Annotated in this window: 11 protein-coding genes; 9 read left to right on the top strand and 2 right to left on the bottom strand. The window is 48.1% G+C overall.

The features are described from left to right. Positions 1 to 5: 5 nt before the first annotated feature. From BLU99_RS05090 to BLU99_RS05105, 4 genes are all read left to right on the top strand, one after another. A complete protein-coding gene (locus BLU99_RS05090; protein ID WP_091900110.1) occupies positions 6 to 2,522 on the top strand; it encodes a M1 family aminopeptidase in 2,517 nt (838 codons plus the stop codon). Between the two features lie 166 nt (positions 2,523 to 2,688). Next, positions 2,689 to 6,438, top strand: coding sequence for a phosphoribosylformylglycinamidine synthase (gene purL / locus BLU99_RS05095; protein WP_091900111.1), 3,750 nt, complete (start codon positions 2,689 to 2,691; stop codon positions 6,436 to 6,438). Positions 6,439 to 6,444: 6 nt separating this feature from the next. After that, positions 6,445 to 6,999, top strand: coding sequence for a chromate transporter (locus BLU99_RS05100; protein WP_091900112.1), 555 nt, complete (start codon positions 6,445 to 6,447; stop codon positions 6,997 to 6,999). A gap of 46 nt (positions 7,000 to 7,045) precedes the next feature. Continuing rightward, on the top strand, positions 7,046 to 7,618 hold the full coding sequence (locus BLU99_RS05105) for a chromate transporter (protein ID WP_091900113.1): 573 nt from the start codon (positions 7,046 to 7,048) through the stop codon (positions 7,616 to 7,618). 1 nt (position 7,619) lies between these two features. Here the strand turns inward: BLU99_RS05105 and BLU99_RS05110 are convergent, their stop codons facing one another. Both BLU99_RS05110 and BLU99_RS05115 read right to left on the bottom strand, forming a co-directional pair. Next, positions 7,620 to 8,921: an MFS transporter gene (locus tag BLU99_RS05110; protein ID WP_091900114.1), complete on the bottom strand. Its 1,302-nt coding sequence runs from the start codon at positions 8,919 to 8,921 to the stop codon at positions 7,620 to 7,622. A 36-nt stretch (positions 8,922 to 8,957) separates the two neighbouring features. Continuing rightward, positions 8,958 to 10,106, bottom strand: coding sequence for a LacI family DNA-binding transcriptional regulator (locus tag BLU99_RS05115; protein WP_176771049.1), 1,149 nt, complete (start codon positions 10,104 to 10,106; stop codon positions 8,958 to 8,960). Positions 10,107 to 10,249: 143 nt separating this feature from the next. On the opposite strand from BLU99_RS05115, the gene BLU99_RS05120 reads away from it, so the two are divergent. The 5 genes from BLU99_RS05120 (at position 10,250) to BLU99_RS05140 (ending at position 19,876) form a co-directional block, all read left to right on the top strand. Beyond that, positions 10,250 to 13,201: a SusC/RagA family TonB-linked outer membrane protein gene (locus BLU99_RS05120; protein ID WP_091900116.1), complete on the top strand. Its 2,952-nt coding sequence runs from the start codon at positions 10,250 to 10,252 to the stop codon at positions 13,199 to 13,201. 19 nt (positions 13,202 to 13,220) lie between these two features. Continuing rightward, on the top strand, positions 13,221 to 14,789 hold the full coding sequence (locus tag BLU99_RS05125; RefSeq protein WP_091900117.1) for a RagB/SusD family nutrient uptake outer membrane protein: 1,569 nt from the start codon (positions 13,221 to 13,223) through the stop codon (positions 14,787 to 14,789). 36 nt (positions 14,790 to 14,825) lie between these two features. Further along, positions 14,826 to 15,722 carry a SusE domain-containing protein gene (locus tag BLU99_RS05130; RefSeq protein WP_091900118.1) on the top strand — a complete coding sequence of 299 codons (897 nt, stop codon included), beginning with the start codon at positions 14,826 to 14,828 and terminating at the stop codon, positions 15,720 to 15,722. A 43-nt stretch (positions 15,723 to 15,765) separates the two neighbouring features. Continuing rightward, positions 15,766 to 17,619, top strand: a complete 1,854-nt coding sequence (locus tag BLU99_RS05135) for a cadherin repeat domain-containing protein (RefSeq protein WP_176771050.1) — start codon at positions 15,766 to 15,768, stop codon at positions 17,617 to 17,619. Positions 17,620 to 17,845: 226 nt separating this feature from the next. Beyond that, on the top strand, positions 17,846 to 19,876 hold the full coding sequence (locus BLU99_RS05140) for an alpha-amylase family glycosyl hydrolase (RefSeq protein ID WP_091900120.1): 2,031 nt from the start codon (positions 17,846 to 17,848) through the stop codon (positions 19,874 to 19,876). Positions 19,877 to 19,930 lie beyond the last annotated feature (54 nt).

Raw genomic sequence — 19,930 nt, forward strand, 5'->3', positions numbered from 1 at the left:
TAACGATGAAAAATATAAAAGTATTACTCTTCGCAATACTGAGTATGCTTGTCTTATCTTCCAATGCTCAGTTGCTTGCCATAGGCGTCTCCCAAGAACTCGCCCAGCATAGAAAAGCTAACATCAGCAACGTCATCTATGATCTGACATTCAATATCCCAGCCAGTCCTCATGATGACGTAACAGGAAAAGTCATTATCACCTTTGACTTGAGATACAGCGAGGACGTCATCCTAGACTTTCAGGGGAAACTCAATGGGAAGAGTTATGTCTATAACAAACTGAAGCGACGCGTACTAGCCGTCACTCAACAGAATGAGCATATCATCCTACCCATGAAGCAGATGAAGGCAGGAACAAATAAGGTGGAGTTCAGTTTCACTTGTCTTGATAAAGCCCTGAACAGAAATGAGGATTATATGTACACGCTCTTCGTGCCGGACATGGCACGCACAGCCTTTCCATGCTTTGACCAACCTGACTTAAGAGCCGTCTTCGCCACAACGTTGAAGACGCCAGAAGGTTGGAAGACGATGACCAGCGATAACAGTTGTCAACTACCAACTTATCTGTATTCGTTCGTGGCAGGAAGGTTTGAAGAGAAAAAAGTCACACGTGACGGACGTGTCATGCGTGCCCTTTTCCGTGAGAAAGATCCGGAGAAGGTTGCCCAATTGGACAAGGTCTTTGACGAGGCCGCTCAGTCTCTGAAGTGGATGGAAGGCTATACCGGCATCGCTTGTCCGTTTAAGGAATACGGTCTGGCACTCCTGCCTAACTATCAGTTCGGTGGTATGGAACATCCTGGTGCCATCCAACTCAGTGACCGCCGTATTTTCTTGGAAAAATATGCAACACTAGAGGAAGAAATGAATCGACTGGAACTAATTGCTCACGAGACTGCCCATCTGTGGTTTGGCGCTCTCGTTTCTTTGAAGTGGTTCGATGACGTATGGGCCAAAGAGGTCTTCGCCAGTTTCATGGCATCGAAAATTACCCGTCGCTCCTTCTCCAGAGTTGATCACGACCTGAACTTCCTCAGAACATATCATGCCAATGCCATCGCCATAGACCGCACGGAAGGGACCCATCCCATAGCCCAGAAGCTGAAGAACCTGAACCATGCCAGTCTGCTCTATGATAATATCATCTATGACAAAGCACCAGTGATGATGCGTATGTTGGAGTTGATGATGGAGTCTTCGAAGCTCCAGAACGGTCTGCAGCGGTATCTTGTGGAAAACTCTTTCGGCAACGCCTCATGGGAGGATCTGGTCAATATTCTCGACGAGACAGCCCCCGAAGCCGGCGTACGTCAGTTCTGTGACGTCTGGGTGAAACAAAAAGGCATGCCATTCATCCATACGAGTTACCACGACGGAAAAATTGTCATCTCACAAACAGACCCTTACGGAAGAGGTATTGTATGGCCACAAAAATTCCAGATCAAGCTAATATATGACCGAGGAGAGAGTCGTACACTGTCTGTTGACATGCAACAGCCTACCATGTCTTTCAATGTCAAGGGAAAGCCCGACTTCATACTCCCGAATATCAACGGCAGAGGCTACGGCTGTTTCACTCTTGATGACGAATATGTCAAGTTGCTTCCGACACGTCTTCTCACCACCCGTAACAACCTGAACCGATATTGTCTGCTGCAGGTCATTCACGACAACTATCTGATGGGGAAAATTACACCATCCTACTTCGGAGAAATCTACCGTATGATGATGAAGGAGAAAGATCCGCTAATCATGTCGACCGCCGTCGACCACATGTTCAAAATCGCCTCTGACATGACACCAGAGCAACGGAAAACTCTCGAGCTCTGTATGCTGGATCTGCTAGGAGAGAACAAATCCAAGGAATGCCGCCAATATATCATCCGAAAGTTAGGAGCTAACGCCACCTCACCCGAGGTACTAGACCGTATCGAGGATATCTGGAGGAATCACGACGATCCACTTTTCAGCGAACATGACTTTATGGAGATGGCCTATCGCCTTGCCATCACTCGACCAGGACAATGGGAAAGTATCCTGCAGACGGAACGTGCCTTTCTGAAGACCGACGATCAGCGGAAGGAATTCGATTACGTCAGTCGTGCATGTAATCCTAGCGAACCCGATCGAACGAGGCTATTCAACATGCTACTGAAACCGGAAGGCCGCGTCCAGGAGCCATGGGCCATCCATGCCTTGCGCTTACTGAACTCCGACGTCTTCGAGCCGAAGAGTAATATCTATATCGAGCCGAGTCTAAAATCACTGGAGTTTATCCAACAGACTAGCGACATCTTTTTCCCAGACAACTGGGTTAAGGCCATGCTAGCAGGACACAAGAGTAAAGAGACAAGCCAGATCATCAAGAATTACTTTCAAAGCAATCCCAACTATCCAGAAAATTTAAAGAATAAGGTATTGGAGGCGGCTTGGACACTGATGAAGCAAGTGCCATACGTGGAGAAGCCCAATCCAAAGGTGGTTAAAGCAAAGACCACGACCTCCAAAAGAAAGTAATAACGCAGTACCCGTCTTACGGTCAGCCCCCATATGAGCACCCTCGACATTCGTCAAGGGTGCTTATTTGTATCATCCATCAAAAGAAAAAAGCCTTTTCTTTTTGCTTTTTGCTCACTTATTTGTACCTTTGTGCCCAAATTTCAAAAATACAATCAAGCAAGGTATGATTCTCTTTTTTAAGACTCCCCAGAAGAGTGTGATTGCCACGCAGGTGGATCATCAACTCAAACAAGATGAAGTAAAAGAACTGTGCTGGCTCTACGGCGATGCCGAGTTGCTGAGCGACGAAACATTATCGGGCTATTATGTGGGTCCACGTCGCGAGATGGTTACTCCTTGGTCGACAAATGCCGTTGAGATCACACAGAATATGGGTCTCAGCGGCATTTTGCGTATTGAGGAATACTTCCCCGTAGATACCGAAAATGCAGACCATGACCCTATGCTACAGCGTATGTACAAAGGACTTAATCAGGACATCTTCACCATTAGCATCATGCCTGAGCCCATCAAGTACGTAGAAAATCTGGAAGAGTACAACGAACAGGAAGGACTGGCCCTGTCGCCCGAAGAGATTGAATATCTTCATAAGATTGAGAAGGCCAATGGACGTCCGCTGACCGATTCGGAAATCTTCGGTTTTGCACAGATCAACTCAGAGCACTGCCGTCATAAGATCTTCGGTGGCATCTTTATCATTGATGGTGAGGAGAAGGAGTCGAGTCTGTTTGCCATGATTAAAAAGACCACGCAAGAGAATCCCAACAAGATTCTCTCCGCCTATAAAGACAATGTAGCCTTCGCCCAAGGACCAGTGGTTGAGCAGTTTGCACCTGCCGACCAATCAACTAGTGATTATTTCCGCGTGAAGGATATCGAAAGCGTCATCTCTCTGAAAGCAGAAACCCATAATTTCCCAACTACCGTTGAACCATTCAACGGAGCAGCTACTGGAACAGGAGGTGAAATCCGTGACCGAATGGGTGGTGGCGTAGGTTCGTGGCCTATCGCAGGTACTGCTGTTTATATGACAGCTTATCCACGACTGACTGACGACGACAAGTTGACTCGCGATTGGGAAAACATTCTCCCCGTTCGTCAGTGGTTGTATCAAACCCCAGAACAGATCCTGATCAAGGCCTCTAATGGTGCCTCTGATTTCGGAAACAAGTTCGGTCAGCCGTTAATCTGCGGTTCTGTACTTACTTTCGAGCATCAGGAAAGGCCACAGATAGGCGAGCAAAACTCGGGAGAGCCTAATGACACCAAGTATGCTTACGACAAGGTCATCATGCTGGCTGGTGGCGTAGGTTACGGTACCAAGCGCGACTGTCTGAAGAAGGAACCTCAAAAGGGCAACAAGATAGTTGTAGTAGGTGGTGACAACTATCGCATCGGACTGGGTGGTGGTTCTGTGTCATCCGTTGATACAGGTCGCTATAGCAATGGCATCGAGTTGAATGCCATCCAGCGCGCTAACCCCGAGATGCAAAAACGAGCTTACAATCTGGTGCGTGCTCTCTGTGAGGAGGACGTGAATCCTGTTGTTTCCATCCACGACCACGGATCAGCTGGTCACTTAAACTGTCTGTCTGAGCTTGTTGAAGAGTGTGGTGGTGAGGTTGACATGACCAAGTTGCCAATTGGCGACAAGACGCTGAGCTCCAAGGAAATCATCGCCAACGAGAGTCAGGAACGTATGGGCTTGCTTATCGACGAAAAACATATCGAGCATGTCCGTAAGATTGCAGAACGCGAACGTGCTCCGTTGTATGTTGTCGGTGAGACCACTGGCGATGCTCACTTCTCGTTTAAGCAGGGTGATGGTGTGAAGCCCTTCGACCTCGATGTGGCTCAAATGTTTGGACACTCGCCCAAGACCATCATGAAAGACAACACTGTAGAACGTCATTATACAGACGTTACCTACTCTCAAGATAAGATTGACGAATATCTCGACCGTGTTCTTCAGTTGGAGGCTGTGGCCTGCAAAGACTGGTTGACCAACAAAGTTGACCGTTCTGTGACAGGTAAGATTGCTCGTCAGCAGTGTCAGGGCGAAATCCAGTTGCCATTGAGTGACTGTGGTGTTGTGGCGCTTGACTATCGTGGCGAAAAAGGTATTGCGACTGCCATTGGACATGCACCACAAGCTGGTCTGGCCAATCCTGCTGCTGGCTCTGTCCTCTCTGTTGCTGAGGCTCTTACGAATATCGTATGGGCTCCACTTGCCGACGGAATGGATTCCATCTCACTCTCTGCCAACTGGATGTGGCCTTGTCGCTCTCAGGAGGGTGAGGACGCTCGTCTGTATGCTGGTGTTAAGGCTCTCTCGGATTTCTGCTGCGACCTGCACATCAATGTTCCAACAGGTAAAGACTCACTTTCTCTGAGTCAGCAGTATCCCAATGGTGAGAAGATCATCTCTCCTGGAACAGTGATTGTATCCGCAGGTGGTGAGGTCTCAGATATCAAGAAGGTTGTTTCACCTGTGTTGGTGAACGATAAGAATGCATCGCTCTATCATATCGACTTCTCCTTTGACGAGCAACACCTCGGCGGTTCTGCTTTTGCACAAAGTCTCGGTAAGGTGGGTAGCGATGTTCCAACGGTTAAAAATGCCGAGTATTTTGCCGACGCCTTCATGGCCATTCAGCAGCTCGTCGAAAAAGGTTGGATTCTCGCAGGTCACGACATCTCTGCAGGTGGTCTGATTACGACTCTCCTCGAAATGTGTTTCGCCAATACCAAGGGTGGTATGCACATCAACCTTCACGATATTTGCAAGGATGGCGACATCGTAAAGGCCCTCTTCGCAGAAAACCCAGGTGTGGTCATCGAGGTGAGCGACGAGCACAAACAGGAGTTCAAGGATTTCATGGAGGAGCAGGGCGTTGGTTTTGCCAAGATCGGCTATCCCGTGCCTGAGGTTCGCACCATCGTGGTAAAGGCTGGCGACGAAGAGAAGACATTCAATATTGACACCCTCCGCGACACCTGGTACAAGACCTCTTATTTGCTCGATCGCAAGCAGAGTTTTAATGGCAAGGCTGCAGAGCGCTTTGCGAACTACAAGAAGCAACCATTGGAAATGAACTTCACCAAGGACTTCACTGGTAAACTTGCCCAGTATGGCATCTCTGCAGATCGTCGCAAGCCATCAGGTATTAAGGCTGCAGTTATCCGTGAAAAGGGAACCCAATGTGAACGTGAGACAGCCTACAGTCTCTACCTTGCTGGCTTCGATGTAAAGGACGTGATGATGACCGACCTGATTAGCGGTCGCGAGACACTCGAAGATATCAACATGATAGTGTTCTGCGGTGGTTTCTCCAACTCCGATGTGCTTGGTTCGGCTAAGGGTTGGGCTGGTGCTTTTCTCTTCAATCCGAAGGCCAAAGAGGCACTCGACAAGTTCTATGCCCGCGAGGACACACTCTCTCTGGGTATCTGTAACGGCTGTCAGTTGATGGTTGAACTTGGCCTCACGGGTGCCAAAGGCGTAAAGATGCTTCATAACGATTCCCATAAGTTCGAGAGCGAATTCATTAGCCTGAGTATTCCTAAAAATAACAGTGTCATGTTCGGCTCACTCAGCGGTTCGAAACTCGGACTCTGGGTAGCTCACGGTGAGGGTAAGTTCTCGTTATCTGAAGCCGAGAGCGCCTATAACGTAATTGCCAAGTACAACTACGCAGGCTATCCCGCTAATCCCAACGGTTCAAACTATAACGTAGCAGGTATCTGCTCTGCTGATGGTCGTCATCTTTGCATGATGCCCCACCCAGAGCGTGCTATCTTCCCATGGCAGTGCGCCTGGTACCCTGCTGACCGTAAGAATGACGAAATAACGCCTTGGATTGAGGCCTTCGTCAATGCACGTAAGTGGATTGAGGAAAAGGTAAAAAAGTAGAAGTAAGTGAATATCTATTGGAATTCCTTTAAGACCTTCTTTAAGATTGGCATATTCACCCTTGGTGGTGGATATGCCATGATTCCTTTGATTGAGGAAGAGGTGGTAAACAAGAAGCAATGGGTATCCCACGACGAGATGCTTGACCTGATTGCTATCGCACAGAGTTGTCCTGGTGTCTTCGCCATCAACATCGCTACCTTCATCGGCTATAAACTGCGCAAGACGAAAGGGGCCATCGCCACCACTATCGGTACAGCCCTACCCTCGTTTCTCATCATCCTTGCTATTGCCATGTTTTTCAGTCAGTTTAAAGACAATCCTGTCGTGGCTGCTATTTTTCGAGGTATCCGTCCTGCGGTGGTGGCCCTCATAGCAGTCCCCACATTCCGTTTAGGTCAGCGCGCAAAACTCAACAGGTACACCATCTGGATTCCCATCGTATGTGCACTCGCCATCTGGGCACTCGGCGTGTCACCTATCTATATTATCATCGTTGCAGGTATAGTTGGATATATATATGGAACCATTACACACAAAGATACAGAAACACAGAAATAAAAAGTTCTGTACCCCTGTATCTCTGTGATGAGCTAAATAAGACAATATGATATTCCTATATTTATTTATCACATTCTTCGAAATCGGGCTCTTCGGATTTGGAGGGGGATATGGGATGCTGTCGCTAATCCAACATGAAACAGTGGAACATTATCACTGGCTCTCCACCGCAGAATTTACCGATATCGTTGCTATCTCGCAGATGACACCCGGTCCCATCGGCATCAATTCAGCCACTTATTGCGGCTACACCGCCATCCACAATGCTGGCTACGGCGACATGACAGCCATACTCGGTTCTGTCACTGCCACTTTCGCCCTTGTGCTGCCCTCACTGATTCTAATGATTCTTATCAGCAAATTGTGCATAAGATACATGAGTACCCCGGTGGTACAATCGGTTTTCAAAGGTCTACGTCCTGCCGTTGTCGGACTACTGGCTGCAGCCACCTTACTTTTGTGCAATGCGGAAAACTTCTCTACACCAACAGAAAACCCATGGCAGTTCTTTGTCAGCATTGCCCTCTTCATCGCCACCGCTTTCGGCACTGGCTATATGAAGATCAACCCCATCCGCATGATCTGCTATGCTGGCTTTGCCGGACTGCTATTGTTGTAAACTATCTCTCGCTCTTAATAATCGTGACACAGGCAGAGCCAATGATGAAACTGATGCCTGCCACAATCATCATCGTAGACTGATGACTACCCACTGACGACAGAATGACGCCTCCTAAGAGGGCTGCAACAATCTGCGGAATACAGATAGTGCCATTAAATAGTCCCAAATAGGCTCCCATATGTCCATATCCCTGAAGAGCATTCGTCACGAAGGTAAACGGCATAGCAAGCATGGCTGCCCAAGCGCAACCAATCATTAGGAAGGGAATAAACTGCAAATACTGATTGTGGATATATGGTACCATCATAAAGCCAATGGCTCCAATAATCAGACTTACGGAATAAGCAAACTTCGTATTTTTGAACTGCGGGAGCAGGGCAGCCCAAATGACAGAACCCACAGCCTGCACAGCGAAGAGGATGCCCACCCAGTTACCAGCCTCCTGGAAGGCCTCACTGGCAGGATCAGTTGTATTCCAAACCACCTCAGCGATAGCACCGGTGGTATAATTCCACATATAAAGCATCGCGGCCCAAGAGAAGAACTGCACCAGTCCAACCTTCCAGAAGGTAGAGGGAGCATTTCTCAATAGCATGATCCAATTGGCACCACCCTCTTTCTCTTCTGAGACAGGGTTATATTCTGTATATTCCTTGGGATTCCATTCTTTCACCTTTGACGTCGTATAAATGACACAAAGAATCAGAATGGCGGCACCAATATAGAACGACCAGATAACCGAATCGGGCACAACACCCCTCTCGGCAACATTGCTGATACCAATAAACGTAAATACGAACGGGAAGACATATCCCACTACTGAACCCGCATTGCAGAGGAATGATTGTATAGAATAAGCTTTGGCTTTCTGCTTCTCATTGACCATGTCTCCAACCAACATCTTAAACGGTTGCATTGCCATATTGATGCTGGTATCGAGAAACATCAAGGCGATAAGTCCGAAGATCATAGCGGCACTGATGGTAAGTCCTAAAGAACCAGAGTTAGGTAATAGGCACATAACAAGCACTGCCAAGGCTGCTCCAACAAATAAATAAGGGATACGTCGGCCGTAACGGGTCCAGGTCTTATCGCTCAGTGTTCCGACAATCGGTTGCACAAGAATCCCCATCAAAGGAGGCAAAATCCAAAAATAGCTGAGGTTATGGGGATCTGCACCCAACGTAGCAAAGATTCGTGAGATATTAGCACTCTGCAGAGCATAGGCAATCTGCACGCCAAAGAATCCAAAACTCAGATTCCACAGTTTCCAAAAAGAAAAATCAGGTTTTTGTTTCATATCGTTGTTTTGTTTTTAGTCATTAGCCAAAGGCCATTACCTCGTTGTACCTCTAATAACCAGGCGAGTACGAACCACACGTTTCTCTACCTTCTCAATTGGTATCAAGCCTTCCACCTTATCCATCAGGATCTCTGCAGCTTCCTCGCCCACACGGTGTCCACGCTGTTCTACCGTTGTCAACATCGGATCACAGGCGATTGCTCGTTGTCCGTTAGTGAAGCCACATATAGAGATATCCTCTGGCACACGGATGCCTGCATGTTTTACAGTATAGAGTATACCAATGGCCGTATCGTCGTTGACAGCAAAGAAAGCATCGGGCGGATTATCAAGCGACAAAATCTCCGGCGTCAGTGCTTCAGCATCTGGTCGATTATCACAGACGCGGATAATCTTTTCATCGACTGTCAACCCGTGCTTCAACAGCGCATCTACATAACCATTATAGCGGTTCTTAGAAATCTCCAACTGCATCGGACCACCATAGAAAGCGATACGCCGACAGCCAGTCTCAATCAGATGCGTCACGGCATTATATGCACCCATATAGTCATCAACCACCACACGACTGGCATTCACGCCCGTACATATTCTATCGTAGAACACGATGGGGATTCCGGCATCCAGCAATTTCTGATAGTGGTCATAGTTCTTCGTATCTTTCGCTTGCGAAACAATAACACCACATACCTTATAGCGATGAAAGTTTTCACAAATACGTGCCTCACGCTCATACTGCTCACCACTCAACGACACCATAATATGATAGCCTCGGGCTGCTGCTGCCTCCTCAATACCTGTCAGGATTGAAGAGAAATAGTAGTGCGTAAACTCCGGCACGATTACCCCGATAATTTTCGTCGCCATAATTCGACTATGGCGCAAAGCCTCTCCTATGGCATTAGGATAGAAGTTGTGTTCCCGAGCGTACTGTTGGATGGCCTTCCGTCGTTCCTCACTGATACGAGGTGAATCCTTTAGTGCACGCGAAACGGTAGCCACGGAAATGCCGAACTCCCGCGCTATATCCTTCATCGTCATTGGGGTATTATCCTTCATCAGGTTTCTAACTATTGATAGTTGATGATGCAAAGATAGGAAATTATTCCTAATATTGTTCTCACACTCCTTATTATTATTATTACACATCGCATGCAAACGTTTGCACGTTCCTAATAACATTTTTAAACAAAAAAAAGAATAACGTATTGAAAAGAAGACTATCTTTGCACCGTGAACCCAACGTTCACCACCATCAAACGACCTAAGCTTAACAGCTTAAAACAATATAACATACAAACAATTAACTCTAATTAAATGTAATGATGAAGCAGGTAAACATTCAAATCCCGCTTAGGATGCTCAGCCTTTTGTTGGGCTTGTTCCTATCGGCAAGTGCCTTTGCCCAAATCGCGGTTAAAGGACATGTGAAAGATGCTACAGGCGAACCCATTATCGGCGCAACGGTACGCGTTGACGGCACACAGACCGCCACCATCTCCGATTTTGACGGTAATTTCGCACTGACGGCTAATCAGGGTGCAAACATCAGCGTTTCATATGTCGGTTTCGTGACCGCTACGGTGAAGGCTGCGCCAAATCTCGTTATAACACTGAAAGAAGACCAGACTGTTTTGCAGGATGTTGTGGTTATCGGTTACGGTACCGTTCGCAAGAGCGATGCCACTGGTTCTGTTATGACCGTTGAGGCCGATCAGTTGAACAAGGGTCTTGCAACTTCACCGGCTGACCTGTTGCAGGGTAAGACGCCTGGTGTACAGATCATGACCAACAGCGGTGCTCCTGGCGCCGGCTCAACCATCCGCATCCGTGGCGGTTCGTCACTCTCCGCCTCAAACGACCCTCTGATCGTTATCGATGGCCTGCCCATTAGCTCGACCGAGATCTCTGGTGGTGATGTGCTCAACACCATCAACCCTAACGACATCGAGAGCTTCTCTATCCTGAAAGATGCTTCTGCCACCGCCATCTATGGTAGCCGCGCCTCAAACGGTGTGATTATCATTACCACAAAGAAAGGTAAGGCAGGTGCCAAGCCTCATGTGAACATTGACATGACTGGCTCGTTCAAGACCATTGCCAAGAAGGTGGATGTGCTTGGCGCAGACTCCTTTAAGGATTTCTTTGTAGCCAACTACAGCGGGAATGCTGACGCCATGGCTGCTCTGGGCAATGCCAAGACAGACTGGCAGGACAAGATCTACCGTACTGCCTGGACAGAGGAGATCAATGCCAGCGTTACCGGTGGCTATGTCAAAGGCAGTGACTTCAAGATGCCTTATCGCGTTAGTGCCGGATTCCTGAACAACGACGGTATTCTGAAGACCACCAACATGAATCGTGGGACTTTTGGAGTGAACCTGACCCCGACACTGCTCGACGACCATCTGACCATCAATCTGAATGGTAAAGGTGTGTTTACCCATAATTCTTTTGCCGACGAGGGTGCTATCGGCAGCGCTATTCAGTATAACCCGCTGAAGCCCGTCTACAATGAGGACGGCAATTATCACTACTGGATGAACAGCGGTCTGCCTAACTCTATGGCAACTTTGAACCCTGTAGCTCAGTTGGAACAGCAGAACAAAGACAGTTATGTTCGTCGTTTCGTGGGTAACGCCCAGTTCGACTATAAGTTCAAGTTCTTGCCAGGTCTACGCGCCAACCTGAACCTTGGTCTTGACTACTCGACTACAACAGGCTGGGATATCACTGACTATAAGAGTGAGATCTCTTATCATAACAAAGTACAGAACGGCACTGGTGAGTGGAAGAAGTACACTCAGATGCGTCGTGACCAGACATTGGAGTTCTATCTGGCTTATGCCCGTGAGCTGAAAGAACTGCGCAGCCGCTTTGACATCTTGGGTGGTTACTCTTGGCAGCACTTCTACAATAAGAAGACCGAGCGTAAGCTTTCTAACGACGGTAATAATCTGGAATATGCTGTAAAGGAGCCGATCTTCATGACCGAGAGTTATCTGGTATCATTCTATGGCCGACTGAACTGGACGCTCATGGATCGCTATCTTCTCACTGCTACTTTGCGTAACGACGGTACGTCACGCTTCCAGAACAACAAGTGGGGTCTGTTCCCCTCTGTAGCTCTGGCATGGCGCATCAATGAGGAAGCATTCCTGAAAGATGTCGACTGGCTGTCGAACCTGAAACTCCGTCTGGGATACGGTATCACCGGTCAGCAGAACATCAATCAGGGTGACTATCCTTCTATTCCCACCTACCACACCAACCAAGGAGGTTCTTACTATTGGTTTGGCAACAGCGCAATCGTTCCTATCACACCGAAGGGATATGCTGCACAGATTAAGTGGGAGGAAACAACAACCTACAATGTAGGTCTTGACTTCGGTTTCCTGAAAAACCGCATCAACGGTAGCGTAGATGTCTATAAGCGTAAAACCAACGATCTGCTCAACGAGGTGCCCGTTGCTGCCGGTACCAACCTGACCAACTATCTGTTGCAGAATGTTGGTGATATGGAGAACAAGGGTATTGAGGTTGCCGTGAATGTCGTTCCCATTGAGAAGAAGAACTTGCGTTGGGAGATTGGCGTGAACTTCGCCTACAACAAGAACGAGATCACCCGACTGACTGCCAGCGACGACCCCAGCTATCTGGGTGTAGAGGTTGGTGACATCAATGGTGGTGTTGGTAACCATATCCAGATCCAGCAGGTGGGTAACCCCATCAACTCATTCTATGTATTCCAGCAGGTATACGATGAGGCTGGCAAGCCATTGGAGGGCGTGTATGTGGATCGCAACCATGACGGGCAGATCACAGACAATGACCGTTATGTATACTACAAGCCTGATGCCGACGTGAATATCGGTCTGAACACCGAGCTAAGTTACAAGAAATGGACTCTCTCCGCTGCTTTCCGCTCAAGCCTTGGCAACTACGTGTACAACAATGTAGCCTCTAACACTGAGATGAAGGCTGACATGTGGACGAATAACTTCATCTGCAACCGTGTGACCACCGCTCCTTACAGTGACTTCTCACAGGCACAGTACCGTAGCGACTACTACGTGCAGAATGCGTCTTTCCTGAAACTCGACAAGATGACACTGGCTTACAACGTCTGCGATTGGATCCGCGTACACCTGACAGCCCAGAATGTCTTTACCATCACCAATTACAAAGGTGTTGACCCCGAGGTTAAGGACGGTCTTGACAAGAATATGTATCCGCGCTCACGCAACTTCATCGTAGGAGCAAGCTTTAACTTTTAACTAATAGGAGGATCATCATATGAAATTCAATATAAAGAAAAACGGAATATATAGCCTCGCTTTGGCTTCCGCCGTGTCGTTGACTGCATGTGTGGGCGATTTGGACGTTACACCTATCGATCCGAATCTGGACACTCCGGAAAATGTACTGACAGGTACAGAGGCATACAATCAGTTGCTGGCCAAGTGCTATTCTGCACTGTCAGTAAGTTCACCCGACGGCGACAGCGGTGCTCCTGATATCAAAGGTATCGACGGTGGTTTCGGTCAGTATCTGCGTGCCCTGTTCAACATGCAGGAAATAACGACTGACGAAGTCGTTATTGGATGGAACGACCAGACGCTTAAGGATCTGCACGGATTGCAGTGGACATCGAGTGATGTGTTCGTCGGCGCCTGCTACAGCCGCGTTTTGTATCAGATCTCAATCTGCAATGAGGTGATTCGCCGGATCGATAAGGCTTCCAATGCCAATGATGCAGCCATGCAGCAGTATCGTGCTGAGGCACGTGCCATCCGTGGACTGAGCTATCTGCATGCCATCGACCTCTTCGGCAATGTGCCTTTCACCGATGAGAACTCAGAGGTGGGCGGTGCCAACCCCGAGCAGATCAGTCGTTCCAATCTCTTCAACTGGCTGGTGAAGGATATGGAAGAGACAGCCGAACTGCTGCCCGCTGATCCTGAGAAATATCGCGCAGGTAAAGGCCTTGCTTATATGATTCTGGCTAAACTTTATCTGAACGCACAGGTTTACACTGGAACAGCCAACTATGCCAAGTGTGCTGAGTACTGTCAGAAGATTATCGACTTAGGCTACAAGATCGAGTCGAAGAACGATTATTACAAGATGTTCTGTGCTGATAACGATCAGATGCTAGGCATTGGTCACGAGATTATCTTCAGCGTATATCAGGATCACATCAACACACAGGCCTATGGTGGTACCACATACATTATCAACGCACAAGTGGGCGGAAAGATGAATCCGGCTGACTATGGACTCGGCGGTGATGGCTGGGGCGGTATCCGCGTAACACCGCAGTTCGTCAACAAGTTCGAGGATGCTGACCTGCGTGCCAAGTTCTTCACAGAAGGACAGACGAAGGATATTATCGACGTCAGTGACTTTAAGAGTGGCTATGCCTTTACAAAGTTCACCAACCTGAAGGCCGACGGTTCGATGATCGTAGGTGCGAACTCTTTCCCCGACACCGACTTCCCGGTATTCCGTCTAGGTGACGTTTATCTGATGCTGGCTGAGTGTCAGGTAGTAGGTGGCGTCAATTGCGATGGTATTGCGAAGTTCAACGACATCCGTACCCGTGCCGGTGTGGCAGCCATTGCCAATCCCACCAAGCAGGATATCATTGACGAGCGTGCCCGTGAGCTGGCATGGGAGTGCCATCGCCGCAGTGATCTGGTTCGCTTCAATCTGTTCACCACTGGCGATTACCTCTGGGCTCATAAAGGTATGAACAGTAACGTGGGTACACCGCATGCTGTAGATAGCAAATACAACCTATTCCCGCTGGCTTCAAGTGATGTCATCTCAAACTTGAACCTGACACAGAACCCAGGCTATTAATTCTATTGTCGGACAATCAAATAAAGATAAGTGATTATGAAAACTAAATATTTTAAGAGTAGTGTGTTGTTCGCAGCTATCGCCATGCTGTTCACGGCATGTGATTCCGATCGCGATGACAATCCAATACTCGGCCCGAATCATACCGCTTCAGAGTTTGTGGTAAACACATCGGCTGTAGCAGATCAGTATATCCAGTTAACTCCGGACAATACTGTAAAGCTCACCTGGACCCAGCCTAATTACGGTGTTAATACCGTCGTACACTATAAGGTACAGGTAGGATTGAATGAGAACGGAACAGAGAAATGGGGTGATTATCTGGAGACAGGTTTCACTTCATGTAATGCCAACATCAGTGGCGAGGAGATTGCCAAGGCTATCTGTAAGCTCGACGGCTTTGCTACTGAGGACGACTATGTTGATATGGGCTTCCGCGAGGTTATCATGCGCGTTGTTGCCAAGATCGTGACAACAAGTTCCATTGATGTTGAAGGTACGGAAATCTCTTCGAATACAGTTAGTTTCAAGCACATGGCCGCCTACTGCAATATCCCAAGTAAGGGCTGCCTCTATGTGATTGGTAACTGCTCTGGCTGGAAGGAGCCTACTAAGACTAATGCCGCTGACCTGGAGAACTGGAAGATTATGGAGACCGAGATCGGTAGTAAGATTTATCATGGTGTCGTTGAGATGCCAGAGGGCGACTTGACCTTCCGTTTCTATACTAAACTTACCGGATGGGATGGTGGTGACTCTTACGGATTCCAGGTTGCTGACGAGGCAACAGATGTAGAGTTGACCAATAACGTATACACTGGTTCAGGTATGACTGGTAAGGGTTCTTGGGCATTTGCAAACTTCCCAGGTGGACAGTTCGACATCACCGTCGATTTGAACAAGAATACCGTGAAGTTCGAACTCCTCCCGTAGTTCGTCAGCATTAGAAAGATAGTTTAATCAAATGAATAAGAAGATGAAAAAATTAGGTTTATATACAGTGGCTCTTCTCAGCATGGGGCTCGTTGCCTGTAACCAGGACTTCGATACCGAGTTCGTGCCACAGGCAAATCTGCCTGAGAGCCTGCTTCAGATAAGCGACGTGACTGTTGCTGCCAACTCGGCAACCACTATCAAACTGACCGACTTTATCGACGAAGAGGCAGGAACCGAAGAGGTCATTCCCATCGGTACTGTCAGCGTAAAGGAAGGTGCTATGCCTGCAAATACCGTATTGAAGGCAATGGTCGAGTTCTCAAAGACAGAGGATTTCAACGAGAGCATTACTCTTGATGCGAACAGCCTTGATGGCGAGAGTGAGATCAGCGTAAAAGCAAGCGATCTGCAGAATGCCTATTTCAATAATATCACTCGCAATCCTGCAGAAACACCTCTCTATATCCGTACTATTCTCCACACTGTAACAGATGGAACAGCCGAGGCTATTGTTGGCAAGCCCGGAGAGAACTACTTCGCACAGCGTACTGTACAGTTTACTCCGCTGAAGAAGGTTGTTATTGCGCAGAACTACTATCTTGTAGGTGGTCCAAATGACTGGGCAAAGTCAGCTACAGACAAGATGGTTAAGTTTGAGCATAGCAGCAAGGATGTTTACGAGGATCCGATCTTTACCGTTGTGTTTGATGCCAACAAGGATGGTGACACATGGTTCGCTATCGGTGACGATGAGGCCTGTGAGGCTATCGGTAATAACGATTGGAGTAAGCTGCTGGGTATCGTAGGCGGCAATAATGAGGCTACCGACGGTCGTCTTGACTTCCGCTACAATCTGGGTGCCGACAACTCATTCAAAGTTGCTGCAGGTACTGCTAAGAAGATCAAGGTTACGCTTAACATGATGGATTACACCTTCACTGTGCAGGCTATCAATGTGGCCGATGCTTACTATCTGGTTGGTGGTCCTGAGGATTGGGCTGGTTCTGCAGCTTCGAAGTCGCAGAAGTTCTCTCACAGCAACGCAAGTGTAGCAGAAGATCCGGTATTCACTTATGTACTCGAGGGTACAGGTGGCGACATCTGGTTCGCTATTGGTGATGACGAAGCATGCGATGCTATCGCTAACGATAATGACTGGTCTAAGCTCTATGGCACGACATCAGGTAACGGTAACAATGGTCTTACTGGTTCGTTGGCTCGTCGTAGTGCACTTACTGACGATGGCTCATTCAAGGTTGATGGTAGCGCTAAGTTCATCCGGGTTCAGATCAATATGGCCACACTGACTTACACCATTACTCCTCTGAACTTTGCCGAGTACATTTGGCAGGCTGGTAATGGTAATGGTTGGGGTAGTCCAGCTGCTCCGCTCTATGGCCCTGCTGGCGATGGCAAGTATACTGGTTTCATGTACCTCGACGGCGAGTTTAAGTTCCGTAGTGGTGAGGACAACTGGGATGCTCCCGACTGGGGTACTGGCGGTAGTAATGGTACGCTGGCTGAGCAAGCTGGCAACCTCAACGCAGCAGCAGGCTACTACAAAGTAGAGGTAGACTTGGGCGCATTAACCTATGCCCTGACACCGATTACAACGATTGGAATCGTTGGTCCGGCACAGGCTGGTGGTTGGGGATCCGACACCGACATGACCTACAACAAGGATACCGGTGCCTGGGAGGCTACCGTTGAATTGGCTGCCGATGAATTTAAGTTCCGTGCCAACGACGATTGGGGCATCAACTGGGGTGGCAAGACGACTGAGGATCTGACTCAAGGTGGTGACAACCTGAAGATTTCCGAGGCAGGTACTTACTTCGTTCAACTCTTCGCCTACTGTAACAGTAAAGCATATTGCAAGATCACTAAGAAATAAGAAAGAGGCAATATTTCTATCAGGCGAGCCGTCATAAGAACGGCTCGCCTTTTTATTTCCATACAAGACTTACGGCAGCAACTAACTTCGAAGAGAAGCAGAATGTGCAACCGTTTGCACGTCACAACGCACAGATTTATAGCCGTTTGAAAACAACCGTTCGGCTTTTTTTGTAACTTTGCATGCAAAGCTACAAATACGACAGTCAATCAACAACTAAAAGCATATGCGGAAACTTTACACAACACTCACATTTCTTGTTATGACCCTTGCCACGATGGCACAGGGATGGCCCGCCAACTACGATGGAGTGATGCTTCAGGGATTCTTCTGGGACTCATTCAACGACACACAATGGACCCGCCTTGAAAAACAGGCTGATGACCTTGCTCCGTGGTTCAGTCTGGTATGGATTCCCCAAAGTGGAAACTGCGGTGGTACGTCAATGGGCTATGACGACCTATATTGGTTCAGCAACTACAACAGTTCGTTTGGCAACGAGACTGAACTTCGTTCCATGATCAAGACCTTTAAAGAGAAAGGTATCGGCACCATTGCCGATGTAGTCATCAACCATCGCAAGAACCTAAACAGTTGGGTTGACTTCCCTAAAGAAACCTATAATGGTGTGACCTACGAGATGATGTCAACAGACATATGCGCCAACGATGATGGTGGCGAGACCAAGAAATGGGCCGCACAGAATGGCTACAGCCTTAGCACGAACAACGATACGGGCGAGGGCTGGGGTGGCATGCGCGACCTCGATCACAAGAGCGAGAACGTACAGACCATCGTGAAAGCATACTTGAAGATGTTGCTCAACGACCTCGGCTATACAGGTTTCCGCTACGATATGGTAAAGGGCTACTCCGGCAGCTATACCGCCATCTACAACAACGATTCGAAGCCTCAGTTCTCCGTTGGTGAGTGTTGGGACGGCACAAATACAATCCGTCGTTGGATCGATGCCGCAGAGAAGACAAGCGCAGCCTTCGACTTTCAGTTCCGTTACACCGTACGCAATGCCATCAACAGAGGTGATTGGACCTACCTTGGCAAACAGAATGATAATAACTGGCCACTCGTAAGCAAAAACTACGAAAGCGGCCAATACCGTCAGTATGCTGTTACCTTTGTGGAGAACCACGACACGGAAAAACGCGCCAATGACGCGCAGGATCCTATCAAGAAGGACACCCTCGCCGCCAATGCCTATCTGCTCGCCATGCCAGGTACTCCCTGTGTGTTTCTCACCCACTGGAAAGCCTACAAGCAGGAAATCAAATCGATGATTGACGTACGTAAGATGGCAGGTATCACCAACTTGAGTGAGTACGCCAACGTGGGTAGTAACAAGAACTACTATGCCAATATCATCCAGACCGACGGTAAGGACCGTCTGTTAGTGGTTGTTGGTAATAATACCGACGGCTACGAGCCTTCCAACGACTGGCAGGAAGTACTGTCTGGCTATAAATACAAGTATTTTCTACCGAAATCGATGGAGACAGTCTTCGCAGACAAAGCCACAGGAAAATATGAAGAGGCTTTCAAGGTTAAGTTGATTGCTGTTTCTGCCGATGCGGGAGCCCAACTCGTCTACACCCTTGACGGTAGCGAGCCTACAACCAACAGCACGAAGGCTGTCAATGGCACAAGCATTGACATCGCTGCCGACTGTACTCTGAAAGTAGGTCTGCTTGTCGGTAACACCGTCAAGAGCGTCATTACACGTAACTACTCGTTCAACCATTTCGAAAAGCGACAGATCACCATCTATGTCAACGTCGACAACGTGGGATGGTCCAGCGTGAACTTCTGGACATGGGGCGGTGACGGCAGCCATTCACCTGCCAACAGCAGTTGGCCCGGCGATAAGATATCAACCACCACGACCACCGGAGGTAAGACATGGTATACCAAGCAATTCAATATCAACAGCGACGATGATGTTGTGAACTTTGTGTTCAGCACAGGTTCTGGCAGTCCTCAAACAATCGACGTAACAAACATCTCCAACGACACGTTCTTCGAGATATCCACCGAGAAAGAGGGTGAGAAATATAAGGTAAACGATGTAACCTCCGTCTATACTGGCATCCGCACTATTAAAGCGGAACAAGACGACAAATCGTTTAAGGTATACAGTCTTGACGGTCGGCTGTTGCGCAAAGCGTCCAACAGACATGAGGCAACCCGTGGGTTACCGAAAGGCATTTACATCATCAATAATCAGAAATTCATACTGAGATAACAATAGTTAGCCATTGGAAAGACGGGCAGCTTCATACGTAGAAGTCTGTCCGTC

It is taken from the genome of Prevotella sp. lc2012 (assembly GCF_900107065.1).
Classification (GTDB): Bacteria; Bacteroidota; Bacteroidia; order Bacteroidales; family Bacteroidaceae; genus Prevotella.